This is a genomic window from Janthinobacterium sp. KBS0711, from assembly GCF_000988085.1.
GTDB lineage: Bacteria > Pseudomonadota > Gammaproteobacteria > Burkholderiales > Burkholderiaceae_D > Janthinobacterium > Janthinobacterium lividum_E.
In genome coordinates this window covers 62,474-83,840 of record NZ_LBCO01000002.1, presented here as the reverse complement: position 1 = coordinate 83,840, position 21,367 = coordinate 62,474, and the positions used below count along the sequence as shown (strand labels likewise).

Sequence of the window (21,367 nt, the reverse complement as noted above, 5' to 3'; positions counted from 1 at the left end):
ATCTCCCGAACGAAAAGGCAAAATCCTCAATACAAATACGAATCATTACGAAATATTATTGATAGCCTTTCAGCACGTCGTCGATCACCCGTTTCAGCGACGTCACGCTGGCCGCCGTGATGTACCAGGCATCCGCATCGACAAAGACGACGCGGCCGTTCTTCCAGGCATTGGTCTGGCGCAGCAGCGGATTGGCCATCTGTTCGGCCGTCATGACGGGACGGTGTTCCATCACGGCCGTACGGTCGACAACATAGATGATGTCCGGATTGGCTTGCTGGATGAATTCGCTGGAAATAGGCTGGCCATGCAAGCCCGCTTCGATGGCCGTGCTGGCAGGTTTCACGTCCAGCGCATCAAAGACAAACCCGTAGCGCGACTGCACGCCGAAGGAGCTGAAGGCGCCATTGTTGTGCAGCACGATCAGCGCTTTCTCGGGACGCTCCCGGGTCACCTTGCGCGCGTCCGCCACCCTGGCGTCAAGTTCGGCGGCTTTCCGGTTGGCGAGGTCTTCCTTGCCGAAGATGCGGCCCAGGGTCAGCAAGTGCTGCTTGACCACATCGATGTGCTTGCTTTCGCTGTTCTGGTAATCCACGTCGAAATGCAAGATGGGCGCGATCTGACTCAATTCCTTGTAGTGATTGGCCTGGATCGACGTCATCAGTATCAGATCGGGCCGGAGCGCGTGGATGTGTTCCAGGTTCGGCTGCACGATGGCGCCCAGGTCGCGGATGTTCGCGTCGTCCTTGTAGCGGGTGAGGAAATGCGGCACATAATCCTTCACCATGCCGGCCACGGGCACGCCCAGCTGGTCGAGGAAATCGACTTCATTCATGTCGAGCACGGCCACCCTTTGCGGACGATGTTGGATCACCGTCGTGCCCAGCTTGTGCACGATGGTGATGGGAGCAAATGCCTGCTCCGACGTGGAAGCGACAGGCGCCGGCGGCGCCGTGGCCACCTTGTCGGTGCAGCCTTGCAGGGCGGCCATGGCGGCGAGCAGCACGGCCAGCGCGCAGTGGGATTTGTTCCAGATCATCTCAAGCTCCTGTAGGGGTAAAGTAATTGCAGACGCAGCCGCGCTCGTTGCGCACGATGTGAAAATCGATGTCGTACAGCGCCCGCAAGCGTTCCTCCGTGACGACCTCGTGCGCAGGGCCGGAAAAGCGCACGGCGCCACCCTGCATGGCGACGATGTGGTCGGAATAATTGGCGGCGAAATTGATGTCGTGGATCACCAGGATCACGGTGCGGCCTTGCTCGTCGCACAGGCGGCGCAACGCGCGCATGATCTGCACGGCGTGCTTCATGTCGAGGTTGTTGAGCGGCTCGTCGAGCAACAAAATATCGGTCTGCTGGGCGATCGTCATGGCCAGGAAGGCCATCTGGCGCTGGCCGCCGCTCAGCTCATCGACGTAGGCCAGGCGCAGCGACTCCAGCGACAAAAAGGCGATGGCCTCGTCGATGGCTTGCCGGTCCTGCGGTGTCAGGCTACCCCGGCTGTAAGGAAAGCGGCCAAAGGCGACCAGCTCTTCCACCGTCAGGCGCAAATGAAAATCGGGTGATTGGCGCAGAGTGGCCACCAGTCTCGCATAGTCCTGAATCTTGATGGCCGCGATGCTGCGCCCGTCTATCGCGATCTCCCCGCCATTCGCTTCCTGCAGGCGCGCGATGAGCATCAGCAAGGTGGTCTTGCCGGCGCCGTTCGGGCCGATCAAGGACGTCACTTTCCCCTTGGGAAACTGTACGCTGACGTGGGCCAGCACGCGCTTTTCTCCATAGCTTTTTTCGATCTGATGGACGTGAATCATGCGGTACCTCGGTTACGGACCATGAGCGAGAGGAAATACGCGCCACATACGAGGTTGACGAGGATGCCGACCGTGGTCCGGTAGTTGAAAACGTGCTCGACCAGCAGCTGGGCGGCCAGGAAGATGGCGATGGCGATGGCGCAGCCCAGCGGCAATGTGGCGCGGTGGCGCGCCGTGCGGGCCAGGGCGTAGCTTGTGTTCGCCACGAAGATACCCATGAAGGCCGTGGGGCCCAGCAAGCTCGTCGACACGGCCACCAGCACGGCAATCAGCGCCAGCTGACCCTGCACCATGCGCCGGTAATCGACGCCGAGCGAGATGGCTTGCTCGCGCCCCAGCGCCAGCACATCGAGCGCCGGCAGGGTCTTCGCCACGGCCGCGCAGGCGGCGCCCGCCAGCAGGGCCGAGTACAGCAATTGTGCGGGCTGCGCCTTGTTGAACGAAGCCTGGCTGAAGCCTTGCAAGATGGCAAATTCGCCGGGACTGATGCGCAGCTGGATGAACTGGGTCAACGTGCCGATCACCATCGTCAAGACGAATCCCAGCAGCAACAGGAAATACACATTGTTCTTGCCATCCTTGAACAGCCAGGTATGGATGGCCCAGGAATACGCGAGCATCAGCGTGATCGACAGCACAAAATTGCCGTTCTGCCCCAGCAGCACCACGCTGTGCATGCCCATGGCGAGGATCAGCAGCGATTGCAGCAGCAGGTACACGGCTTCATAGCCCATGACGGCCGGCGTCAGTATCCGGTTGCCGGCGATGGTCTGGAAAACAATCGACGACACGGCTACGCAAACGCCGCCGATGGCGATGGCGGCCAGGCGCGACAGGCGCTTCGGAATGATGTAATCGAAGTCAAGATTGGCGCCGAGGAAAAGGAAAGCGAGCGCCAAAGCAAACACGGCCAGCCATAGCATCCGTTGATTCAAGAACCGCCTCATCTCCGCCCCCGGATGATCAGGACGAGGAACAGCAGGCCGCCCACGCCACCCGCCGTCAGGCCGATGGGCACTTCGAATGGGTAGATCAGCAATCGCCCGGCGATGTCGCAGGCCAGCAGCAGCGAGGCGCCGCACAGGGCGACGATGGGCAGGGTGCGCTCCAGCCTGTCGCCATAGCGCAAGGCCACCAGGTTGGGGATGGCCAGTCCGACAAACGGTATGGCCCCCACCGTGATCACCGTGGCCGCCACCGTGACGGCCACCAGCATCAGACCCAGCGCCACCGTGCCCGCATAGTTCAGGCCCAGGCTGGTAGCCATCCCTTCTCCCATGCCCAGCACGGTAAAGCGCTGCGCGTACACATACGTGAGGGCAACGATGGGCAGGATCAGGTAAATGATTTCATAGTTGCCCTGCACGATGCGCGAAAAGTCGCCGAGCAGCCAGCCCTGCATGCTTTGCAGGATATTGTTGCGGTAGGCATAAAACTCGGCCACGGCGCTGAGCACGCCGCCATACACGAGGCCGATCACGGGCAGCAGAATCGTGTTCTTGAAGCGGATGCGGCGGATCAGGGCCACATACAGTACGCTGGCGGCAAGACAGAAGGCCAGCGCGAACGCCATCTTGCCGGCCGTGCCCGCCGCAGGCGCCACGGTCAGCGCAACGAGGATGCCCAGCTTGGCCGCGTCGAGGCCGCCCGAAGTGGCCGGTTCGACAAACTTGTTGCGCACGATGTGCTGCAGGATGACGCCGCACACGGACAGGCCCACGCCCGTCAGCACCAGCGCCGCCAAACGGGGCAGCCGACTGGCCGTCAAGGTCAGCCACGTATCGTCGGACAGCGCGTCGGACAGCGCACCGGACGATGACAGCAGCTGTGCCCACTCCATCTGCCTGGCGCCGACCAGCAAGGAGGCGCAGCACAGCAGGAAGAAGAGCAAAAACAAACGCGCGTGTATCAAATGCCGGACTCCGTTCCAGCCGGGCGCGCGGGCGCGGCGATGCGCCAGCCCTTGGCCGCCTGGCGCTGGGCCAGGAAGTGCGCATACAGGCCGCCCTGCGCGCGCAAGGTGGCTGGCGCCCCCTGCTCGCCCAGAGTGCCGCCATCGAGCACGACAATCTGGTCGGCCATGGCCACCGTCGACAACTGGTGCGCGATGACGATCAGCGTGCGCTTGCCGCGCAGCCGCGCCAGCGCTTCGGCGATGGCGGCCTGGTTTTCCGCATCGAGCGCGGCCGTCGCCTCGTCGACCAGCAGAATCGGCGCATCCTTGACAAGCGCACGCGCGATGGCGATGCGCTGGCGTTCGCCGCCGGACAGGCTCGTGCCGCCCTCGCCCACCGGCGTCGCAAGTCCCTGCGGCAGGCGGGCAATGATCTCGGCCACGCCAGCCTGGCGCGCCGCGCCCAGCACCTCGGCATCGCTGGCGTCCGGCTTGCCGATGCGGATGTTGTCAGCGATGCTGCCCTGGAACAGATAACTGTCCTGGAAGATCTGGCTGATCTGGCCGGCCAATTGCTCGCTGGACATGTCGCGCACATCGACACCACCCACCAGCACCGTGCCTGCACTGGCGTCAAAGAAGCGCGCAATCAGGCGCACCAGGGTCGTCTTGCCTGAACCGGAAGCGCCGATCAGTGCCGTCATGCTGCCCGGCGCAATCTGCAGGTTGATGTCCGTCAAGACATGGGGCTGGTCCGGCGCATAGCGGAAGTGCACGCCACGCAATTCGACCGAAGCATCGCGCGGCGCTTGCGGCTTGTGTGCTTCCGGCAAGGGCTGCACGGCGAAAATATCGCGCGCAGCGTCCAGCGGACCGCGCGCACCGCGCAGCACTTCGCCATAGCTGGCCACTTCCTGCAGCGGGTCGACAAAGCGCACCACCAGCACTAATGCCACGATGACGGCGATGGCGTCTGCCGCCGCTACCGTACCGAGCAGGGTCGCGGCAACGGCCAGCAAGACAGCGAAGATGGCTTGTACGGTCCAGGCGTTCAGCACCGAGGACAGCGCCGACAGGTAAATGAGCCGCGTGCCCGCGTGGCGCTGTGTATCGATGGCTTGCTGCAAGAAACGCGTGCCGCCGTCAGCTGCGCCGCCGCCATTGAATGCCCGCAGCACCGACTGCACTTGTGCAAACTCCACAAGGCGCTGACTGGTCTGGGCAAAATGATGGTGGTAGGCATCGTCGGCGCGCTGGCCCAGGTGCGCCGTGAGCCGCAAGGCGCCAGCCAGCAGGGGCAGCGCCAGCAGCGCGATCACGCCCAGCTGCCAATGCAGCGCAAACAGCGCGGCCAGCAATACCACGGGCGTGACGGCGCCGCAAATCACGGGCGTGAGCACGTGTGCCGGCAGCTGCGCGACGTTCATCATGCCTTGCGTGATGACGTGGCCCAGCTTCGTCGTATTCTCCGGTGTAAACCAGCCGACGGGCAGGCGCGCCACGTGGTCGCCCAAGCGCTGGCGCGCCCCTTGCAAGACCGTCACCCCCACGCGCACGCCCGCTTTCTCCACTTGGCGCCGCCAGGCCCAGCAAGCGACCAGCCCGGCCAGCAGCACGATCAGCCACAGGGCCGCGCCGCCCGTATCGCCGGCCAGCAGCCGCCTCAGGGCCAATACCAGCACCGTGATCGTCAGCCCGCTCAGCACGCCATACGCGAGCGCCATGGCGCAGTAGCGGCGGAACACGGGCGCATCGTCGCCCAGCAGTTGAATAAACGTTTTCAGCATGGGAGCACCGCATCTTCCTGGGAATCTTGATAGCCGCCCAGCGCCCATAGTTGCGCATAGCGGCCCTGGTGGGCGAGCAAGCCGGCATGGCTGCCCTGCTCGGCGATGACGCCGTTCTCGACCACGACGATGTTGTCGGCATGCATGACCGTATCGAGCCGGTGCGCGATCACCAGCAGGGTGCGGCCTTGGGCAAAGCGCGACAGGGCATCCTGGATCGCCACTTCGTTTTCCGCGTCGGCCGCGGCCGTCGCCTCGTCGAGCACCAGCACGGACGGATCGAGCAGCACGGCGCGGGCGATGCTGACGCGCTGCAACTCGCCGCCGGACAGCTGCGCATCCTCGCCGATGACGGAATCGTAGCCGCGCGGCAAGGCCACAATGCGCTCGTGGATATTCGCCAGGCGCGCCGCCTCTTCGATCTCGTGCGTACTGGCCGATGGTCGGCCCAGCCCGATGTTCTCGCGCACGCTGGCGTGGATCAGCCGCACTTCCTGCAATACAAAACCGATGCGCCGGTACAGCTCGGGCGTGGCGATGTGCCGCAAGTCGGCGCCGCCGAGGGTGATGCGCCCTTCTGTCGGGTCGAAAAAGCGCAACAGCAGCCGCGCCAAGGTCGACTTGCCGGAGCCTGAAGCGCCGACGATGGCCGTCACCGTGCCAGGACGCAAAGTCAGCGTGATGTCCGACAGCACCTTGTTCTGGCCATCGTAGGCATAGCCCACGTGCTCCATGCGGATCTCCGTGCCGTTCGGCAACTGCTGCTGGCCGGGCGCCGGCTGCGCCAGCACGGGCGTATCGAGCAAGGCTTGCACCCGCTGGGCCGCGCCCGTGGCATTGTTGAGGTCATGCGTGAGGTAGTGCAGCAACAGCATCGGTGCGGAAATACCGGGCGCCACGAGGGCAAACGGCAGGATGTCGATAGGCGCCATCGCCTCCAGCGCCACGAAGGCCGTGCCGGCAAGCACCACCACGCCCAGCACGGCGACGGGCGCGATCAGCGCGTTGGCATTCGCCATCGAACCGACCAGGGGGCGCGTAAACGCGGCAAACGCCTCGGCAAACGAATCGACGGCCGCGCGGTAGCTGCCGTGCGCACGTCCCGTGGCACCAAAGGCCTTGACCACGGGAATGCCGTTGACGAATTCCACTACGGCATTGTTGATGCGTCCCATGCCTGCGGCAAATTGCTCCATATTGCCGCCGCTGGCCTTCATGGCGCGGCCGAAGAACAGGAAGAAGCCGGGAAATGGCAGGATGGCGATGAGGGCCAGGCGCCAGTCCATGGCGAACAAGTAAATGACGGAGATGGCGATGGCGCCCACGGCGCGCCCCGTCGTCGTATAGAAGTGCGCGGTGAGGCTGTGCAGGGTATTGATGTCGTCCTGCATCGCCTGCTTGACCTCGCCCGAGGCGCGGCTGGTGAACCATCCCAGCGGCACCTGACCCAGACGCTGCATGGCTTGCAGGCGCAATTGATGGGTGAGGCGGTTGTCGGCCAGGTGGGCGGCCAGCTCGCCCAGCGTGATCAGGGCCATGCCGGCAAACAGGCAGGCGACGCTGGCGATGATGATTTGCCACATATCGCCCCGCGCCAGCGCGGGGTTCAGGGCGATGCGCGCGATCTGCGCGATGCCGGCCAGCGGCACCAGGGTCAGCATGGAACCCGTGCCGGCCAGCACGGCGGCGGCGATTAAACGTGCGCGGATGGGCTGCAGTATCCGGCTGATCGGGCCGACTTGGCGGCTTGGGCTACTCATGGGAAAAACGGGAAAAAGCGTGCATAAGTTCAATGGATAAGGGTGGCTCTCACCCTATATCCCGAACGAGAATGCAAAACCCTCAATCGGGTCCGCGAAATTGTCAGGCAGCGGCCTGGACCGTCACCCAGTAGCGTGTGCGCGCAACGATTTGCACGGGCAAGGCCAGCGCCAGGTTGTGCAGCGCGCGGTCCGTGTCGCGCAAGGAAAACACGCCGTTGACGGTGAGACTGGCCACCACCGGGTCGCAGCGCAGCAGGCCGGGGCGGTAGCGGGCCAGTTCCGCAAGCAGGTCGTCCAGGCGCATATTGTCGGCCACCAGCACGCCCTTGGCCCAGGCCGCGGCGCTGGCGGACGCGGGTGCGCCTGACTGCACGATGTCAGCCGAGAAGATGGCACTGTAGCCCGTGTCGAGGCGCACGGGGCGGCCAGACGCATGCGCGAGGCGCACTTCGACGGCGCCCTCGAAGACGGCCACGCGCGACGTGTATTCGTCTTGCCGTAAAGTAAAACGCGTACCCAGCGCCTGCACCGTGCCATGGCGGCCCTGCACGCGGAAAGGCCGCCGCGCCGGGTCGGGATCATGCGCCGTCGTGACGAGGATTTCGCCGCTGCGCAGGATCAGCAAGCGCTCGCTGGCGCTGAAGCGCACGTCGATGGATGAGGCGGAAGCGAGCATCACGCGCGTGCCGTCCGGCAAGGTAATCTCGCGGATCTCGCCCGTGGCCGTGCCATGCCCTGCCGTAGCCACTTGCCAGGCATCCGTGCCGCGCAGCATGTACGCCATGCCGCCTACGGGCAGCAGCACGGCCAGCAGTTTCAGGGCCCGGCGGCGGTTCAGGTAGGCGGCCGGGGCCGGTTCGCGCAGCGCATGGCGGGCCACGTCGCGCGGCACGCTGTGCAGCTTGCCTTCGAACGCCTGCAGGCGCTGCCAGGCGAGGTCGTGGTGCGGATGGGCGGCGCGCCAGCGGGCGCAATCGGCCTGGTCTTCATCGCTGGCGTCGTCGGACCACAGGCGCGCCATCCAATGGGCCGCCTGCTGCACGATGGCCGGTGCAATCACCACATCCATGGTTCAGGCGCCTTGGGCGTGCATGGCCTGGTAGCAAGCCAGCAAGCCGGCGGCGATGTATTTTTCGACGGACGAGACGGACACCTGCAATTCGGCGGCGATGTCGCGGTAGCTCAGGCCATCGAGCTTGCACAGCAGCAAGGCGGTGCGCGCCTTGGCCGGCAACTGCAGCAGCACGGCGTCGATTTCCGTCAGCGCCTCGATCACCAGCGCGCGCTCTTCCTCGGAGGGCGCCAGCGCTTCGGGCGCCAGGGCCAGCACTTCCAGGTAGGCGGCCTCGATCTGGCGGCGGCGGTACAGGTCGATGACCATGCCGTTGGCGATCTGCGTCAGGTGGCGGCGCGACTCCCCTGCCGGCGGCACCCTGCCCGTCTTCATCAGGTGCAGGTACACATCGTGCGCCAGGTCGGCCGCATCGAAGGCATTGCCGAGTTTACGGCGCAGCAAACCCCGCAGCCAGCCATGGTGGTCGGTGTACAGACTGCTGACTTGCTGCTGAAGCGCTAACTCGGCGGTGCTCACGATACCCTTCCTGTGGTCGATGGCCAGCGGACTGGCGGACGCATCAATATAAATGAGAATTATTCTCATTATATAGTGAAAAACAGGACAGCCGCAACCATCTCGCATGCCGGCTTGGCCATGCAGGCAATAAAAAACCCTGCAAATCAATGACTTGCAGGGTTCGTGGCGGCTCCATAGGGGAGCGGGTCGGGAATTAGACGTTGAACAGGAAATTCAGCACGTCGCCATCCTTGACCACGTATTCCTTGCCTTCGGCGCGCATCTTGCCCGCTTCCTTGGCGCCCGCTTCGCCCTTGTAGGCGATGAAGTCGTCATAGGCGATGGTTTGCGCGCGGATGAAGCCGCGTTCGAAGTCGGTGTGGATCACGCCGGCCGCTTGCGGCGCCGTGGCGCCCACGGGAACGGTCCAGGCGCGCACTTCCTTCACGCCTGCCGTGAAGTAGGTTTGCAAGCCCAGCAGCTTGTAGCCGGCGCGGATCAGACGGTCCAGGCCTGGCTCTTCCATGCCCATGTCGGCCAGGAAAGCGCCCTTGTCGGCGTCGTCCAGGTCGGCGATTTCCGCTTCCAGCGCGGCGCAGATGGCGACGATGGGCGCGTTTTGCGATTGCGCATAGGCCGTCAGCTGGTCCAGCAGCGGGTTGTCCGTGAAACCCGAATCGGACACGTTGGCGACGAACATGGCCGGCTTGGCCGTGATCAGGCACAGCGGCTTGATCAGTTCCATTTCGTCGGCGTCCAGGCCCATGGCGCGCACGGGTTTCGCATCGTTCAGGTACGGCATCATGCGTTCCATGATGGCCAGCAGCTTGGCCGCATCCTTGTCGCCCGAGCGGGCTTTCTTGTTTTCGCGGTGGATGGCTTTTTCCACGGTGCCCATGTCGGCCAGCGCCAGTTCGGTCTGGATGACTTCGATATCGTCGAGCGGGTTGATCTTGCCGGCCACGTGGATGACGTTGTCATCTTCGAAGCAGCGCACGACGTTGACGATGGCGTCCGTTTCGCGGATGTGCGACAGGAACTGGTTGCCCAGGCCCTCGCCCTTCGATGCGCCAGCCACCAGGCCGGCGATGTCGACGAATTCCACGATGGCGTTGACCATGCGTTCCGGCTTGACGATGGCGGCCAGCGCATCCATGCGCGGATCCGGCACTTCAACGACGCCGACGTTCGGCTCGATGGTGCAGAACGGATAGTTTTCAGCCGGGATGCCGGCTTTCGTCAGTGCATTGAACAGGGTGGACTTGCCGACGTTCGGCAAGCCGACGATACCGCATTGGAGACTCATGGAAAACCTTTAATTAATCAATATTGCCGGCAAGCGGCTGGTGCAAAAACGGCCTGTACAGGCGTTTTCTGGATAATCTTGCTGTATAAATGCTCGTAAGGGTCAATTGTACCTCTATGCACCCTACTCTTCAAAAAAACCGCCCTCTGTGCCGCTAACTGTCGCCATCCCCGTCGTCCGGCTGCGACGCATCGAATTCCAGGATGTCGCCGGGCTGGCATTCGAGCATCTCGCAAATTTTCGACAGGGTATCGAAACGCACGCCGCGCACCTTGCCCGATTTTAAGAGGGACAAATTCTGTTCCGTGATGCCGATGAAGGCCGCCAGTTCCTTCGATTTCACTTTTTTCCTGGCCAGTACCAGATCGAGGCGCACGACGATACCCATCAGATGAACCCGCTGTTTTCATCGGCCAGGCGCTGGCCTTCATGGAGGATTTGCGCCAGCGCAAAGAACACGCAGCACAGCAGCAAGGTCCACAGGTCGCCGCCCGTGATATCGATGACCAGGCGCAACTGGCCCGTTCCCTCTTCCAGCAAGCCAAACAGCATGCCGCGCACGGTCGGTTCCAGCAAAGTCAACACCGTTCCCAACAGCAAGCCGCCGGCGAAACGGCGAAAGTGCCGCGCCACCTGCGGCGTAAAGAACACGCCCTGCTCGAACTGGCGTAAGACCGCGGCCAGCTGGCGCACGGCGTCGCCCAGCACGCACAAGGCCGGCAAGGCCAGCGCCAGGCCAAGTCCCCGCTGCCACAAGGGCATGGCGGCCAGGCGCTCGAACGGCTGGCTCTGCAATTGCAGCAACAGTTCATACATGCCGGCGCCGCCCACGGCTCCCTGCACGGCCGGCGCGGGCGCCAGCCAGCCCAGCACCGTCAGCAGCAGGTACAGCAGAAAGAATCCCGAAACGCCGTAACGCACGCGCCGGCTCAGCGCCGCGGGCGCCGTCTGATTTTTTTTCATAGTTAAAAGAAAAGTATACGAAAGCGGCTAGTGCCGTTAGAATAAATTATCGTAAAACAATAATTAAATCATGTTTTGCGACCATTTTAACATGTTCGCCCACCCTTATTGACTGGAGACACCATGAAAACCCTGCTTGCCTCGTTCGTTTGCAGCACCGCCTTTTTGCTCAGCGGGGGCGCCCGCGCCCATGACTTGAACGCCATGCTGCAACAGGCGCTGGCCGACAAGAGCGTGCCGGCCATGGCCATACTCGTGATTCGCGACGGCAAGATCGATGCGCAGGCGCAGGCGGGTGTGCGCGCCAATGACGGCCACGACGCCGTGCGCGCCGACGACGTGTGGAATATCGGCTCGGACGGCAAGGCCATGACGGTGACCCTGATCGCGCAGCTGGTGGAACGGGGCGTGCTGTCATGGGATGCGCCACTGTCAAGCATGTTGCCCGCGCTGGCCGGCGGCATGCGCGCCGAGTACCGCGACGTCAACCTGATGGATCTGCTGTCGCACCGCGCCGGCCTGCCGCCCAATCCGGATGAGGCATGGATCGAATCCACCTACGCGGACACGCGCCCCTTGCCGCTGCTGCGCCAGGAATACGCGCAGCGCGCGCTGGCCGACGCTCCGGTGGCCCCGCCGCGTGGCGAATCGCATTATTCGAACAGCGGCGCCATGATCGCCGCCGCCATCGCGGAAAAGGCCACGGGCAAGACGTATGAAGAATTGATGCAAGCCGAAGTGTTCGGCCCGCTCGGCATGCAGGCCGCGTTCGGCCCCACCGTGCGCGGGCAGAATCTGGGGCATAAGGAGAACAAGCCGATTGCCGGCCTGATGGCCAGCAATCCGCTGATGATGGCGCCCGATGGAGAGATTCACCTGAGCATGCAAGACTGGGCCAAGTTTGCGCTCGATCAACTGCACGGCGAACAAGGCAAGGGCAAGCTGCTGAAACGGGAAACGTATGTGTTGCTGCACACGGCGCAGGGCGACACGAATGCGGCGTTGGGCTGGGGCGTGATGCACTTCCCGCCGCAGGCGCCGCAGCGCGTGCTCACGCACCTGGGCTCGAACGGCTACTGGCACGCGCTGATCGCGCTGGCGCCCGGCAGCGGCGACGGCTTGCTGATCGCCGCCAACGCGGGCGAAGGCAGCAGCGCGCAAGCCAGCCAGCAGCAGATGGCGAAAACCATCATGGCCGGCTTCGGCCAGGCAGGAAAATAACTAGGCCGTATGCAGTTTCATCGTCGCGGCCTCGAACTTGCCTTCGACGATCTGCGGCATCACCTGCAAGGATTTGTCGATGGCTTGCTCGATCAGCTCCTGGTCTTCGCGGCGCGGGCGGTGCAGCACGAAGTCGGCCACCTGCTGCTGCAGGCTCAGGGTGCGCGGGTGGCCGATCCCCAGGCGCAAGCGCCAGTAATCCTGCGTGCCCAGCGCGGCCGTGATGTCCTTCAAGCCATTGTGGCCGCCGGCCGAGCCGCCCTTTTTCAGGCGCGCGATACCGGGCATCAGGTCGAGTTCGTCGTGCACGACGAGCACTTCATCGGCGGCGATCTTGAAGAAACGCGCCAGCGCGCCCACGGACTGGCCCGAGCGGTTCATGAAGGTCAGCGGTTCGAGCAGCCAGACTTCGTTGCCGCCGATGGAGGTCTTGGCCAGCATGGCGTTGTAGCGCGAATCGCGCTGCAAACGCGTGCCGGGCAAGCTGTTGGCAAGATTGTCCACCAGCCAGAAGCCGGCATTGTGGCGGGTTTGTTCGTATTCGGGTCCCGGGTTGCCGAGGCCGACGATCAGGCGTATGGGCATGGCTGTGTCTGCAATGTAAAAGAAAGCATTATCGGTGAAAACAGGCAGAAAAAAACCCGCGCGGCGAACCTGGCGGGTTTTTCCTTGCGACTACCGCATTGCTGCGGCGGCAAAATTACTTCTTGTCAGCAACAACTTCAGCAGCAGCGGCTTCAGCAGCAACGTGGCCAGCCGGTACCGAAGCGGTAGCGATGGTCAGGTTGGCGCCGTGGGTGACAGCGGTCACGCCAGCTGGCAGAACCAGGTCGCCTACGTGCAGCGAGTGACCAACGTCGATGTTCGACAGGTCAACGTTGATGAATTCTGGCAGTTTGCCTGGCAGGCAAGCTACTTCGATTTCGTTGGCAACGTGGCTGATGGTCGCGCCGTGCAGTTTGACTGCTGGGGAAACGTCAGCGTTGATGAAGTGCAGAGCCACTTTCACGTGGATAGGCTGCGATGCGTCAACGCGCTGGAAGTCAGCGTGCAGAACCAGTTGTTTGTATGCGTGGACTTGGAAGTCGCGCAACAGAACTTGCTGGGAAACGCCGTCGATTTCCAGGTCCAGGATCGACGAGTGGAACACTTCTTTTTTCAACGCGTGGTACAGGGCGTTGTGATCCAGCGAGATCAGCACAGGGGCTTCAGCGCCACCGTAGACGATACCAGGGGTTTGGCCGGAAATGCGCAGGCGGCGGCTCGCTCCGGAACCTTGCAATTCGCGTTTAAATGCGATAACTTTCATGTGAAACTCCAAGAAGAACAAGGCTTGCGCCTTGTGTTATGAGGATGCCCGCGACCAGGAATCCTCGAAAATGGGGTGCAAAACACCCCGAAAATTAAAACACTGCGGCGCAACAGGCAAAAAGCCGGTCGCGCCGCAGGCATACGTCTGTTTCTATTATCGAATTAATCGATAAAGAGGGAAATAACCGAATCGCCCTTGATGATGCGCTTGAACGTCTCGGCCAGCAAAGGCGCGCACGTCAATTGACGGATCTTGCCGCAGGCCAGGGCCGCTTCGGACAGGGGGATCGTATCGGTCACGACCAGCTCATCGAGTGGCGAAGCCGAAATACGGTCGATCGCCGGGCCCGACAGCACCGCGTGCGTGCAATACGCCACGACTTTTTTCGCGCCGCGCTCTTTGAGCACTTCGGCAGCCTTGGTCAGGGTGCCTGCCGTGTCGACCATGTCATCCATGATCACGCAGTTGCGGCCTTCGACTTCACCGATGATGTTCATCACTTCGGACACGTTCGCTTTTGGACGACGCTTGTCGATGATGGCCAGGTCGCAGCCCAGGCGTTTTGCCAGGGCGCGCGCACGTACCACACCGCCGACGTCCGGCGACACTACCAGCAGATCCTGGTAATTTTTCTTTTGCAGGTCGCCCAGCAAAATTGGCGAAGCGTAAATATTGTCGACTGGGATATCGAAGAAACCTTGAATCTGGTCGGCGTGCAAGTCCATGATCAGGACGCGCTCGACACCGGCTTCTTCCAGCATGTTCGCCACCACCTTGGCCGAAATCGCCACACGCGCGGAGCGTGGACGACGGTCTTGGCGGGCGTAGCCAAAGTAAGGAATCGCGGCGGTGATGCGGCCAGCGGAAGCACGTTTCAAGGCATCAACCATCAGCATGATTTCCATCAGGCTGTCATTGGTTGGAGCACAGGTGGATTGCAAAACAAAAACATCCTTGCCGCGTACGTTTTCGTTAATCTCGACCATTACTTCGCCGTCGGAGAATTTCGAAACGTTTGCTTTACCGAGAGGGATGCCGAGGTTTTTTGCGACCCCCTCTGCCAACGCTGGATTCGCGTTGCCGGTAAAAACCATCAGGTTTTCGTAAGCCATGGGAGTCCCAAGAGGTGATATAGAAGTCTTGAAAAGCACTAACCGGGCATAGGCCCGGTCAGTCATTGTTTAGAATATGCCGCGTGGCGACACATCTGCTTTTTCCCGCACTGGACGCCAACTTCGCATCGACAGACTACGGTGAAAGGGTGGCAGGGGAAGAAGGATTCGAACCTTCGCATGCTGGAATCAAAATCCAGTGCCTTAACCAGCTTGGCGATTCCCCTACGTTACTGACTGCTTGCCGTCATGTTGGCCAGTATTATACCGACTATTTGACGCTAAGCAAAATCTTTTTTTGCTCTCTACAACATGGTGAGCATCGGGTGGCGATTCAGCGCTTTTGCCTTCCAGGCGACCCAGACTGGTGGCACATTACTGAGCACCGCATCCGCTTCTTCCTGACTGCCAAACGCACTAAACACACAAGCACCGGAACCAGTCATCCTGGCTTCACCGTAAGCACCCAGCCATTCTACCGCATCTGCTACCGGCTTGAAAAGACTGCATGCCACTTGCTGTAAATCATTCTTTCCAAACCCGCCCGCATCGTTTCCTTCTGCGAGGTACCTGGAAAAGTCCGCTATTGTGACGGGTTCGGTATTTCTCGTCAAGCCTTCCGCGCAAAAAATTGCGGCGGTCGGCACTTGCACGCCCGGCTCGATCACCACATACCAGCATGCGGGCGTGGCGACGGGCTGCAAGGCTTCGCCCACGCCTTCGGCAAAGGCGTTTTCGCCAAAGATGAAAAACGGGATATCGGCACCCAGCGGCAAGCCCAGCGCCATCAATTCCTCGCGCGTCAAACCGGCCTGCCACAGGCGATTGAGCGCCATCAGCGCCGTGGCCGCGTCGGACGAGCCGCCACCCAAGCCGCCGCCCATGGGCAGCACCTTGTCGATGGCGATATCGACGCCGCGCGGCAAGGCGCCCGTGCGGCGCAGCACTTCGGCCTGCAGCAGCCTGGCGGCGCGGATGATCAAGTCCTGCTCCTGCGGCACGCCGGCCAGCTCCGTCACGCGGACAATCGCCGCGTCGTCGCGCAGCGCGAAGTGCAGGGTGTCGCCATGGTCGAGCAACTGGAACACCGTCTGCAACAGATGGTAGCCATCGGCGCGGCGGCCGTTGACGTGCAGAAAGAGGTTCAGCTTGGCGGGAGCCGGGCAGTTATTCAGGGTCGTCAACGTCATTGTGCTTGATCCGATGGGACGGGATCGAGGACGATGCGCAGCGACACGGCATCGGCCTGCGCGCTGGCATTGCGTTCGGCATCGATACGCCGCGGTTGGGGCAAGGCGCCCGGTATATTGTCGGCCGCATTTTGCCCTACTTCTTGCCACGACACATAGCGCAAGCGCCAGCCGTCTTTGGTCGTCACGCTGTCGTTGGCCGGCGAAGCGACGAAGCGCTTGCCGTCGGCGCCCACGGCATACCCTTGCAGCCAGTCGCGCAAGCCCGACACGGGCAAGGACCAGCCCAGCATCTGCGCGCTCAGGGTGTCGACATCGGGCGCGCTGCGCGGCGCCTTGCCGCTTTGCGTCAACACGGCTTGCTGCGGCGTGACGGCGATCGTCGCCAGCGTGCTGCCGACGGGAGAATACAGGGTCACGTCCGTGCGCTGCGCCGTCTGCTGCCAGTTGAAATTGACGGTGGCCGATTCGGGCTTGTCATCCTTCTGGTACACGACGTTCAGGCGGCCCGTCAGCTCCACCTGTTCGCGGTAGGGCGCGACGGTGTTGGCGGATGGCGCGGCGCCGGACGAGAATGGGGAACTCAGGGTCGAGCAGGCCGAGAGGGACAGGCAGACGAGTGCGAGGGGGAGCAGTTTTTTTAACATGGGTACAAGGAAAAACCAGCGCCATGGCGCTGGTTTTTTATAGTGGAGTTAATCGATTCAATCACAGACTGACATTCAGGCGCGCCAGCGTACTTTTCAGCGCCTCGTTTTTCGGGTCCTTGCCTTGCGCCTCGCGCCACAGTTTTTGCGCTTCGTCCTTGTCGCCCTTCTGCCACAGCACTTCGCCCAGGTGGACGGCGATTTCCGGATCGCTGCGCACGGCATAGGCGCGGCGCAGCGCGTTTTCCGCGGCGGCCAGGTTACCCATGCGGAACTGCACCCAGCCCATGCTGTCCATGATGAACGGGTCGCCCGGCGCCATCTGCAAGGCTTTCTCGATCAGCGCATGGGCTTCCTCCAGGCGCAGGCCCCGTTCGGCCAGCGAATAACCGAGCGCGTTGTACGCGTGCTGGTTGTCGGGCGCCAGCGCCATCACGCGGCGCAAGCTCGCTTCCATCAGCTCGAACTTGTCCAGGCGTTCGGCCAGCAAGGCATAGTCGTACAACAGTTCCGGATTGTCGGGGAAGCGCAGCAAGGCGTTTTCCATCACCGTGTACGCGCTTTGCACGTAGCCGGCATCGCGCAGGAATTGCGCGTCGACCAGCAGCACCTGCGCCTGGCTTGCCGGATCGTCCGTCTCGATTTCCGTCAGCGCCTTGCGCGCCGCATCGAGATTGCCGCCACGGGCGATCAGCTGGGCGCGGCGCAAGCGCGCCTCGACATAGCCGGCCGACGCGCTGTTGTCGACCTTGTCCAGCCAGGCGATGGCGCCCGCCGTGTCGCCGCGCGTCTCGGCGATCTGCGACAGTATCATCAGGGCCTTGAACGGATCGCGCGTGTCGCCAGGGGATTTTTCGAGCACGGCCAGGAAGCGCTTGAAGTACTGCTCCGCGCCCTTGGTGTCTTCCAGCTGCAGCGCCACGATGCCGAGCGCATACAGGGCGCCCACGTTATCGGGCTGGCTTTTCAGCAGCAGCAGGAACTGCTCGCGCGCCGGCTCCAGCTGCTTTTGCTCGACCAGCAGGCGCGCGTACGCGCCGCGCACTTCGACGGCGTCCGGATTCTTTTGCAGGAACGTGGCCAGCACCTTGTTTGCCGCCTCGGGTTCGCCCGTCACCTGCGCCAGGGTCAGCGCGGCCAGCTCGGAGTTCGGCTTGATCGCCAGCGCCTTGTTCGCTTCGCCGATGGCGCGTTCACGCTCGCCGATCGACAAGGCGCCCTGCGCCAGCACCAGGTGCGCTTCGAACATGTCCAGGTAAGGCTGCACCAGGCGCGTCACCATCGAATAGGCATACAGCTTGTCATTCGAGCGCGACAAAATCTGCTGCATCTGGAACAGGGCCACGCCCCGTGCGCCACCCGGCGCATTGGCCAGGCGCTCGGCGAAGATCGGTTCCGCTTCCTCGATCTTGTCCGTCAATACGACGAAGCCGAGGAAGAACTGCGTTGCCTCGTCCGATTCGGGCGCCAGCTCGCGCCACAGGCGGATGGCCGCCAGCGCTTCGCCGCCCTGCTTGGCGGCCAGCGCCATTTCGGAAGCGCGGCGCGCCAGGCGCGGGTCGCGCGTCTGCTGCGCCGCCACCATCATCGTCACGTACGGCCCTTGCCACTGGCCGCTCTTGAATTCCATTTCGGCGCGGGTCAGCTTGTACAGCAGGTCGCTGCTCAATTCGACCTTGGGCAAACCCTCCGCCTTGGCGTCCACCTTGGACTCTGCGCCCTCTTCCTGCGGCGCGACGGGCGCGGCCGCAGAGGGGCTGGCCGCGGCATCGGCAGGGGCGACAGGGGTCTGTGCCATGGCATGCGTGGCCATCAGGGCGGACAAGGTTACAATGGCGAAAGCGTTTTTCAAAGGCTGATCCTGGCTAAACGGCAAAGTTTGATTCTACGCCCAACGCGGCTATCGCGTACTTCACGTATGTAACGAAATATATACGTCGTGGCGGCGTGGCCTGCCAGGGCCAGCCCTCGGCCGGCAACCCGCCTGTTTTTTATCCGGTTTTCAACCATTCGAGCCCTATGCCAGAATTGCCAGAAGTCGAAGTCACACGGCGCGGTGTCGCGCCCCACCTGGAAGGGCGCGCCGTGCGCTCCGTCGTGCTGCGCCGCGACGGCCTGCGCTGGCCCTTCCCCCCTGCCCTGGGCGAACAATTGTCGGGGCAAACCATCGGCCTGACGGGGCGGCGCGGCAAATACCTGCTGATCCATTTCCGCCACGGCACCCTGATCATCCACCTGGGCATGTCCGGCCATTTGCGCGTGCTGCCGACGGGGACGGAAGCGCAAAAGCACGACCATTTCGACCTCGTCGTGGAAGATGCGGACGGCGGCAGCCAGGTGCTGCGCATGACGGATCCGCGCCGCTTCGGCGCCGTGCTGTGGCACGACGAGGCCGACGGCCCGCTGGACGGCCACGCGCTGCTGCGGGGACTCGGCACGGAACCGCTGGAAGGCGGCTTCACGGGCCAGCTGCTGTTCGAAAAAACGCGCAACAAAGGCACCAATATCAAGCAGGTGCTGATGGCGGGCGACATCGTCGTCGGCGTGGGCAATATCTATTGTTCCGAAAGCCTGTTCCGCGCGGGGATCAACCCGAAGACGCCAGCCCGGCGCATCGGCCTGGCCCGCTATGAGAAACTTGCGCAAGCGATCCGCGACGTGCTGGCCGAAGCCATCGTGCAGGGCGGCAGCACCCTGCGCGACTTCATCGGCGTGAACGGCCAGTCCGGCTACTTCCAGCAGACGTATTTCACGTACAACCGCGCGGGCAAGCCCTGCCGCGTGTGCGGCGCGCCGATACGCCAGATCGTGCAGGGACAGCGTTCCACGTTCTACTGCGTGAATTGTCAAAAATAAAGGGGAGCAGATGGTCAGAGACCTGGAACAATACAGCGCATGGCGGCAGGACGTGCAGGCCGCCTTGCAGGCATACCGGCAAGCCGCCAGCGCGGCTGGCCTGGTCGACGGCGCCTCCGCGCTGCGCCTGGCGCGCTGTGGTTCCCGCCTGCTCGATGACCGTTTATCTGTCGCCTTCGTGGCGGAATTCTCGCGCGGCAAATCCGAACTGATCAACGCCATCTTCTTTGCCGGCTACGGCCAGCGCATCCTGCCATCGGGCGCGGGCCGCACCACCATGTGCCCCACCGAGCTGCTGTACGACGCGGCCTGGCCGCCATCGATCCGGCTGCTGCCCATCGAGACGCGCGCGCAGAACCTGTCGACCAGCGACTACCGCGACCTGCCCGCCGCCTGGACCGTCCTGCCCCTGAACATCGAGGCGGGTGGCGACATGCAGGAAGCGATCCGCCAGGTCAGCCTGACGAAAAAAGTCAGCGTCGAGGAAGCGGCGCGCTACGGCCTGTACGACGCCGACGACGCGGATGCTCCCGCCATGCTCGACGAGGACGGCCAGGTGGAAATCTCCATGTGGCGCCACGCCATCATCAACTTCCCCCATCCGCTGCTGAAACAGGGCTTGGTCATCCTCGACACGCCGGGTCTGAACGCCATCGGCACGGAACCTGAACTGACCCTGAACCTGATTCCGAATGCACATGCGGTGCTGTTCATCCTGGCGGCCGACACGGGCGTCACGCGCAGCGATATCGAGGTATGGCGCAACCATATCGGCGCCGGCGCGGGGCGCCTGGTGGTGCTCAACAAGATCGACAGCATGTGGGACGAATTGCGCGGCGATGCCGAGGTGGCGCAAGCGATCGAGCGCCAGCAAGCCAGCGTGGCGCATCTGTTGACACTCGACGCGAGCCAGGTGTTTCCCGTCTCGGCGCAAAAGGCCCTCGTGGGCAAGATCAACGACGATGCGGCGCTGCTGGAAAAGAGCCGCTTGCTGCCGCTGGAGACGGCCCTGTTCGAAGAGCTGATCCCCGCGCGCAAGGACATCATCCGGCGCCAGCTGGCATTCGACCTGGACGCCATCGAGGCGGCGCAGCAGGTGCAGGCGGCGGCCCGCGCGCGCGGCATCGCCGAGCAGCTGCATGAGCTGCACAGCCTGCGCGGCAAGAACCAGAGCGTGATCGCGCACATGATGCGGCGCATCGATATCGAGAAGAAGGAATTCGACAGCAGCCTGTTCAAGCTGCAGGCGACGCGCGCCGTGTTTACCCGCCTGTCGACGGAGCTGTACACGAGCCTGGGCATGGACATCGTGCGCGACGATATCGATGGCGTGCGCGCCGCCATGCAGCGCAGCCGCTTTTTCACGGGCCTGCGCGAAGCCGTGCGCCAGTATTTCGAGCGCATCGCCAGCAACCTGGACCGTTCGGAAGGCAAGACGGCCGAGATCACGGAAATGATGAACGTGATGTACCGCAAATTCGCTTCCGAACATGGCTTGGCGCTGGCCTTGCCGATGCCGTTTTCGCTGGCCCGCTACCGCCAGGAGATCGCCGACATCGAAGCCGTCTACCATAAGCAGTTCGGCACGGCGACCCTGCTCACCACCAGCCGCGTCGTGCTGATGGAAAAATTCTTCGACACCATCGCCTCGCGCGTGCGCCGCAGTTTCACCAACGCCAATGACGACGCCAGCGCCTGGCTGAAAGTCATCATGGCGCCGCTCGAAGCGCAGATCGTCGAGTACAAGGAACAGCTGAAACTGCGCTTTGCATCGATCCAGCGCATCCACGACGCCACGGGCAGCCTGGAACAGAAAATCGCCGGCTTCGAGGCCAGCCTGGCAGCGCTCGAACGCGACAAGGCGCAGCTAGCGCAATTGCTGGCCACCCTGCGTGCGGCCAGCGCAACATAGACAACAGAACACTGGGATCC

General features: G+C 63.1%; 20 protein-coding genes and 1 tRNA gene. 3 read left to right on the top strand and 18 right to left on the bottom strand.

What is annotated here, in order from left to right; translation table 11 throughout:
* Positions 1 to 55 precede the first annotated feature (55 nt).
* From VM94_RS00425 to VM94_RS00375, 11 genes are all read right to left on the bottom strand, one after another.
* Positions 56 to 1,039 carry a siderophore ABC transporter substrate-binding protein gene (locus tag VM94_RS00425; RefSeq protein ID WP_046681699.1) on the bottom strand — a complete coding sequence of 328 codons (984 nt, stop codon included), beginning with the start codon at positions 1,037 to 1,039 and terminating at the stop codon, positions 56 to 58.
* Position 1,040: 1 nt separating this feature from the next.
* Positions 1,041 to 1,811, bottom strand: coding sequence for an iron ABC transporter ATP-binding protein (locus VM94_RS00420; protein ID WP_046681698.1), 771 nt, complete (start codon positions 1,809 to 1,811; stop codon positions 1,041 to 1,043).
* Positions 1,808 to 2,758 (bottom strand): iron chelate uptake ABC transporter family permease subunit, encoded by a 951-nt coding sequence (locus tag VM94_RS00415; RefSeq protein WP_046681697.1) that lies wholly within the window; start codon positions 2,756 to 2,758, stop codon positions 1,808 to 1,810. The genes VM94_RS00420 and VM94_RS00415 overlap by 4 nt, the downstream gene beginning before the upstream one ends.
* The gene (locus VM94_RS00410) at positions 2,755 to 3,720 is read right to left on the bottom strand and encodes an ABC transporter permease (protein ID WP_046681720.1); all 966 of its coding nucleotides are present in this window, start codon (positions 3,718 to 3,720) and stop codon (positions 2,755 to 2,757) included. The genes VM94_RS00415 and VM94_RS00410 overlap by 4 nt, the downstream gene beginning before the upstream one ends.
* Complete coding sequence (locus VM94_RS00405; RefSeq protein WP_046681696.1) at positions 3,720 to 5,492, bottom strand: ABC transporter ATP-binding protein; 1,773 nt, start codon at positions 5,490 to 5,492, stop codon at positions 3,720 to 3,722. Before VM94_RS00405 ends, VM94_RS00410 begins: the two co-directional genes overlap by 1 nt.
* Positions 5,486 to 7,252, bottom strand: coding sequence for an ABC transporter ATP-binding protein (locus VM94_RS00400; protein WP_046681695.1), 1,767 nt, complete (start codon positions 7,250 to 7,252; stop codon positions 5,486 to 5,488). The genes VM94_RS00405 and VM94_RS00400 overlap by 7 nt, the downstream gene beginning before the upstream one ends.
* Positions 7,253 to 7,355: 103 nt before the next feature.
* The gene (locus VM94_RS00395) at positions 7,356 to 8,324 is read right to left on the bottom strand and encodes a FecR domain-containing protein (protein WP_046681694.1); all 969 of its coding nucleotides are present in this window, start codon (positions 8,322 to 8,324) and stop codon (positions 7,356 to 7,358) included.
* A 3-nt stretch (positions 8,325 to 8,327) separates the two neighbouring features.
* The gene (locus tag VM94_RS00390) at positions 8,328 to 8,846 is read right to left on the bottom strand and encodes a sigma-70 family RNA polymerase sigma factor (RefSeq protein WP_046681693.1); all 519 of its coding nucleotides are present in this window, start codon (positions 8,844 to 8,846) and stop codon (positions 8,328 to 8,330) included.
* A gap of 196 nt (positions 8,847 to 9,042) precedes the next feature.
* Entirely contained in the window at positions 9,043 to 10,134 is a 1,092-nt protein-coding gene (ychF, locus tag VM94_RS00385) for a redox-regulated ATPase YchF (RefSeq protein ID WP_034753282.1), read from the bottom strand.
* A 154-nt stretch (positions 10,135 to 10,288) separates the two neighbouring features.
* Positions 10,289 to 10,522, bottom strand: coding sequence for a helix-turn-helix domain-containing protein (locus VM94_RS00380; protein ID WP_034778346.1), 234 nt, complete (start codon positions 10,520 to 10,522; stop codon positions 10,289 to 10,291).
* Positions 10,522 to 11,097: a DUF2975 domain-containing protein gene (locus tag VM94_RS00375; protein ID WP_046681692.1), complete on the bottom strand. Its 576-nt coding sequence runs from the start codon at positions 11,095 to 11,097 to the stop codon at positions 10,522 to 10,524. Before VM94_RS00375 ends, VM94_RS00380 begins: the two co-directional genes overlap by 1 nt.
* A 123-nt stretch (positions 11,098 to 11,220) precedes the next feature.
* Between VM94_RS00375 and VM94_RS00370 the strand changes: the two genes are divergently transcribed.
* Positions 11,221 to 12,318: a serine hydrolase domain-containing protein gene (locus VM94_RS00370; RefSeq protein ID WP_046681691.1), complete on the top strand. Its 1,098-nt coding sequence runs from the start codon at positions 11,221 to 11,223 to the stop codon at positions 12,316 to 12,318.
* Here VM94_RS00370 and pth read toward each other — a convergent pair whose 3' ends face one another.
* The 7 genes from pth to VM94_RS00335 form a co-directional block, all read right to left on the bottom strand.
* Positions 12,319 to 12,903, bottom strand: coding sequence for an aminoacyl-tRNA hydrolase (gene pth / locus VM94_RS00365; protein ID WP_034753275.1), 585 nt, complete (start codon positions 12,901 to 12,903; stop codon positions 12,319 to 12,321). It lies immediately after the preceding gene.
* A gap of 115 nt (positions 12,904 to 13,018) precedes the next feature.
* Positions 13,019 to 13,627, bottom strand: a complete 609-nt coding sequence (locus VM94_RS00360; protein WP_035824067.1) for a 50S ribosomal protein L25/general stress protein Ctc — start codon at positions 13,625 to 13,627, stop codon at positions 13,019 to 13,021.
* A gap of 164 nt (positions 13,628 to 13,791) precedes the next feature.
* Entirely contained in the window at positions 13,792 to 14,742 is a 951-nt protein-coding gene (locus VM94_RS00355; protein ID WP_034753270.1) for a ribose-phosphate pyrophosphokinase, read from the bottom strand.
* A 150-nt stretch (positions 14,743 to 14,892) separates the two neighbouring features.
* A tRNA-Gln gene (locus VM94_RS00350) sits at positions 14,893 to 14,969 on the bottom strand.
* A gap of 78 nt (positions 14,970 to 15,047) precedes the next feature.
* Positions 15,048 to 15,932, bottom strand: a complete 885-nt coding sequence (gene ispE / locus VM94_RS00345) for a 4-(cytidine 5'-diphospho)-2-C-methyl-D-erythritol kinase (RefSeq protein WP_046681690.1) — start codon at positions 15,930 to 15,932, stop codon at positions 15,048 to 15,050.
* Entirely contained in the window at positions 15,929 to 16,579 is a 651-nt protein-coding gene (locus VM94_RS00340) for an outer membrane lipoprotein LolB (RefSeq protein WP_046681689.1), read from the bottom strand. Before VM94_RS00340 ends, ispE begins: the two co-directional genes overlap by 4 nt.
* A 61-nt stretch (positions 16,580 to 16,640) precedes the next feature.
* Positions 16,641 to 18,431: a tetratricopeptide repeat protein gene (locus VM94_RS00335; RefSeq protein WP_046681688.1), complete on the bottom strand. Its 1,791-nt coding sequence runs from the start codon at positions 18,429 to 18,431 to the stop codon at positions 16,641 to 16,643.
* 167 nt (positions 18,432 to 18,598) lie between these two features.
* Here VM94_RS00335 and mutM point away from each other — a divergent pair, with 167 nt between their 5' ends.
* Entirely contained in the window at positions 18,599 to 19,435 is an 837-nt protein-coding gene (gene mutM, locus VM94_RS00330; protein ID WP_046681687.1) for a bifunctional DNA-formamidopyrimidine glycosylase/DNA-(apurinic or apyrimidinic site) lyase, read from the top strand.
* Positions 19,436 to 19,445: 10 nt separating this feature from the next.
* Positions 19,446 to 21,347: a dynamin family protein gene (locus tag VM94_RS00325; protein ID WP_046681686.1), complete on the top strand. Its 1,902-nt coding sequence runs from the start codon at positions 19,446 to 19,448 to the stop codon at positions 21,345 to 21,347.
* Positions 21,348 to 21,367 lie beyond the last annotated feature (20 nt).

Coding starts and splice junctions, on each gene's coding strand:
- VM94_RS00425 (WP_046681699.1), bottom strand. CDS start 1,039: ATGATCTGGAACAAATCCCACTGCGCGCTGGCCGTGCTGCTCGCCGCC.
- VM94_RS00420 (WP_046681698.1), bottom strand. CDS start 1,811: ATGATTCACGTCCATCAGATCGAAAAAAGCTATGGAGAAAAGCGCGTG.
- VM94_RS00415 (WP_046681697.1), bottom strand. CDS start 2,758: ATGAGGCGGTTCTTGAATCAACGGATGCTATGGCTGGCCGTGTTTGCT.
- VM94_RS00405 (WP_046681696.1), bottom strand. CDS start 5,492: ATGCTGAAAACGTTTATTCAACTGCTGGGCGACGATGCGCCCGTGTTC.
- VM94_RS00400 (WP_046681695.1), bottom strand. CDS start 7,252: ATGAGTAGCCCAAGCCGCCAAGTCGGCCCGATCAGCCGGATACTGCAG.
- VM94_RS00395 (WP_046681694.1), bottom strand. CDS start 8,324: ATGGATGTGGTGATTGCACCGGCCATCGTGCAGCAGGCGGCCCATTGG.
- ychF (WP_034753282.1), bottom strand. CDS start 10,134: ATGAGTCTCCAATGCGGTATCGTCGGCTTGCCGAACGTCGGCAAGTCC.
- VM94_RS00380 (WP_034778346.1), bottom strand. CDS start 10,522: ATGGGTATCGTCGTGCGCCTCGATCTGGTACTGGCCAGGAAAAAAGTG.
- VM94_RS00375 (WP_046681692.1), bottom strand. CDS start 11,097: ATGAAAAAAAATCAGACGGCGCCCGCGGCGCTGAGCCGGCGCGTGCGT.
- VM94_RS00370 (WP_046681691.1), top strand. CDS start 11,221: ATGAAAACCCTGCTTGCCTCGTTCGTTTGCAGCACCGCCTTTTTGCTC.
- pth (WP_034753275.1), bottom strand. CDS start 12,903: ATGCCCATACGCCTGATCGTCGGCCTCGGCAACCCGGGACCCGAATAC.
- VM94_RS00360 (WP_035824067.1), bottom strand. CDS start 13,627: ATGAAAGTTATCGCATTTAAACGCGAATTGCAAGGTTCCGGAGCGAGC.
- VM94_RS00355 (WP_034753270.1), bottom strand. CDS start 14,742: ATGGCTTACGAAAACCTGATGGTTTTTACCGGCAACGCGAATCCAGCG.
- ispE (WP_046681690.1), bottom strand. CDS start 15,932: ATGACGTTGACGACCCTGAATAACTGCCCGGCTCCCGCCAAGCTGAAC.
- VM94_RS00340 (WP_046681689.1), bottom strand. CDS start 16,579: ATGTTAAAAAAACTGCTCCCCCTCGCACTCGTCTGCCTGTCCCTCTCG.
- mutM (WP_046681687.1), top strand. CDS start 18,599: ATGCCAGAATTGCCAGAAGTCGAAGTCACACGGCGCGGTGTCGCGCCC.
- VM94_RS00325 (WP_046681686.1), top strand. CDS start 19,446: ATGGTCAGAGACCTGGAACAATACAGCGCATGGCGGCAGGACGTGCAG.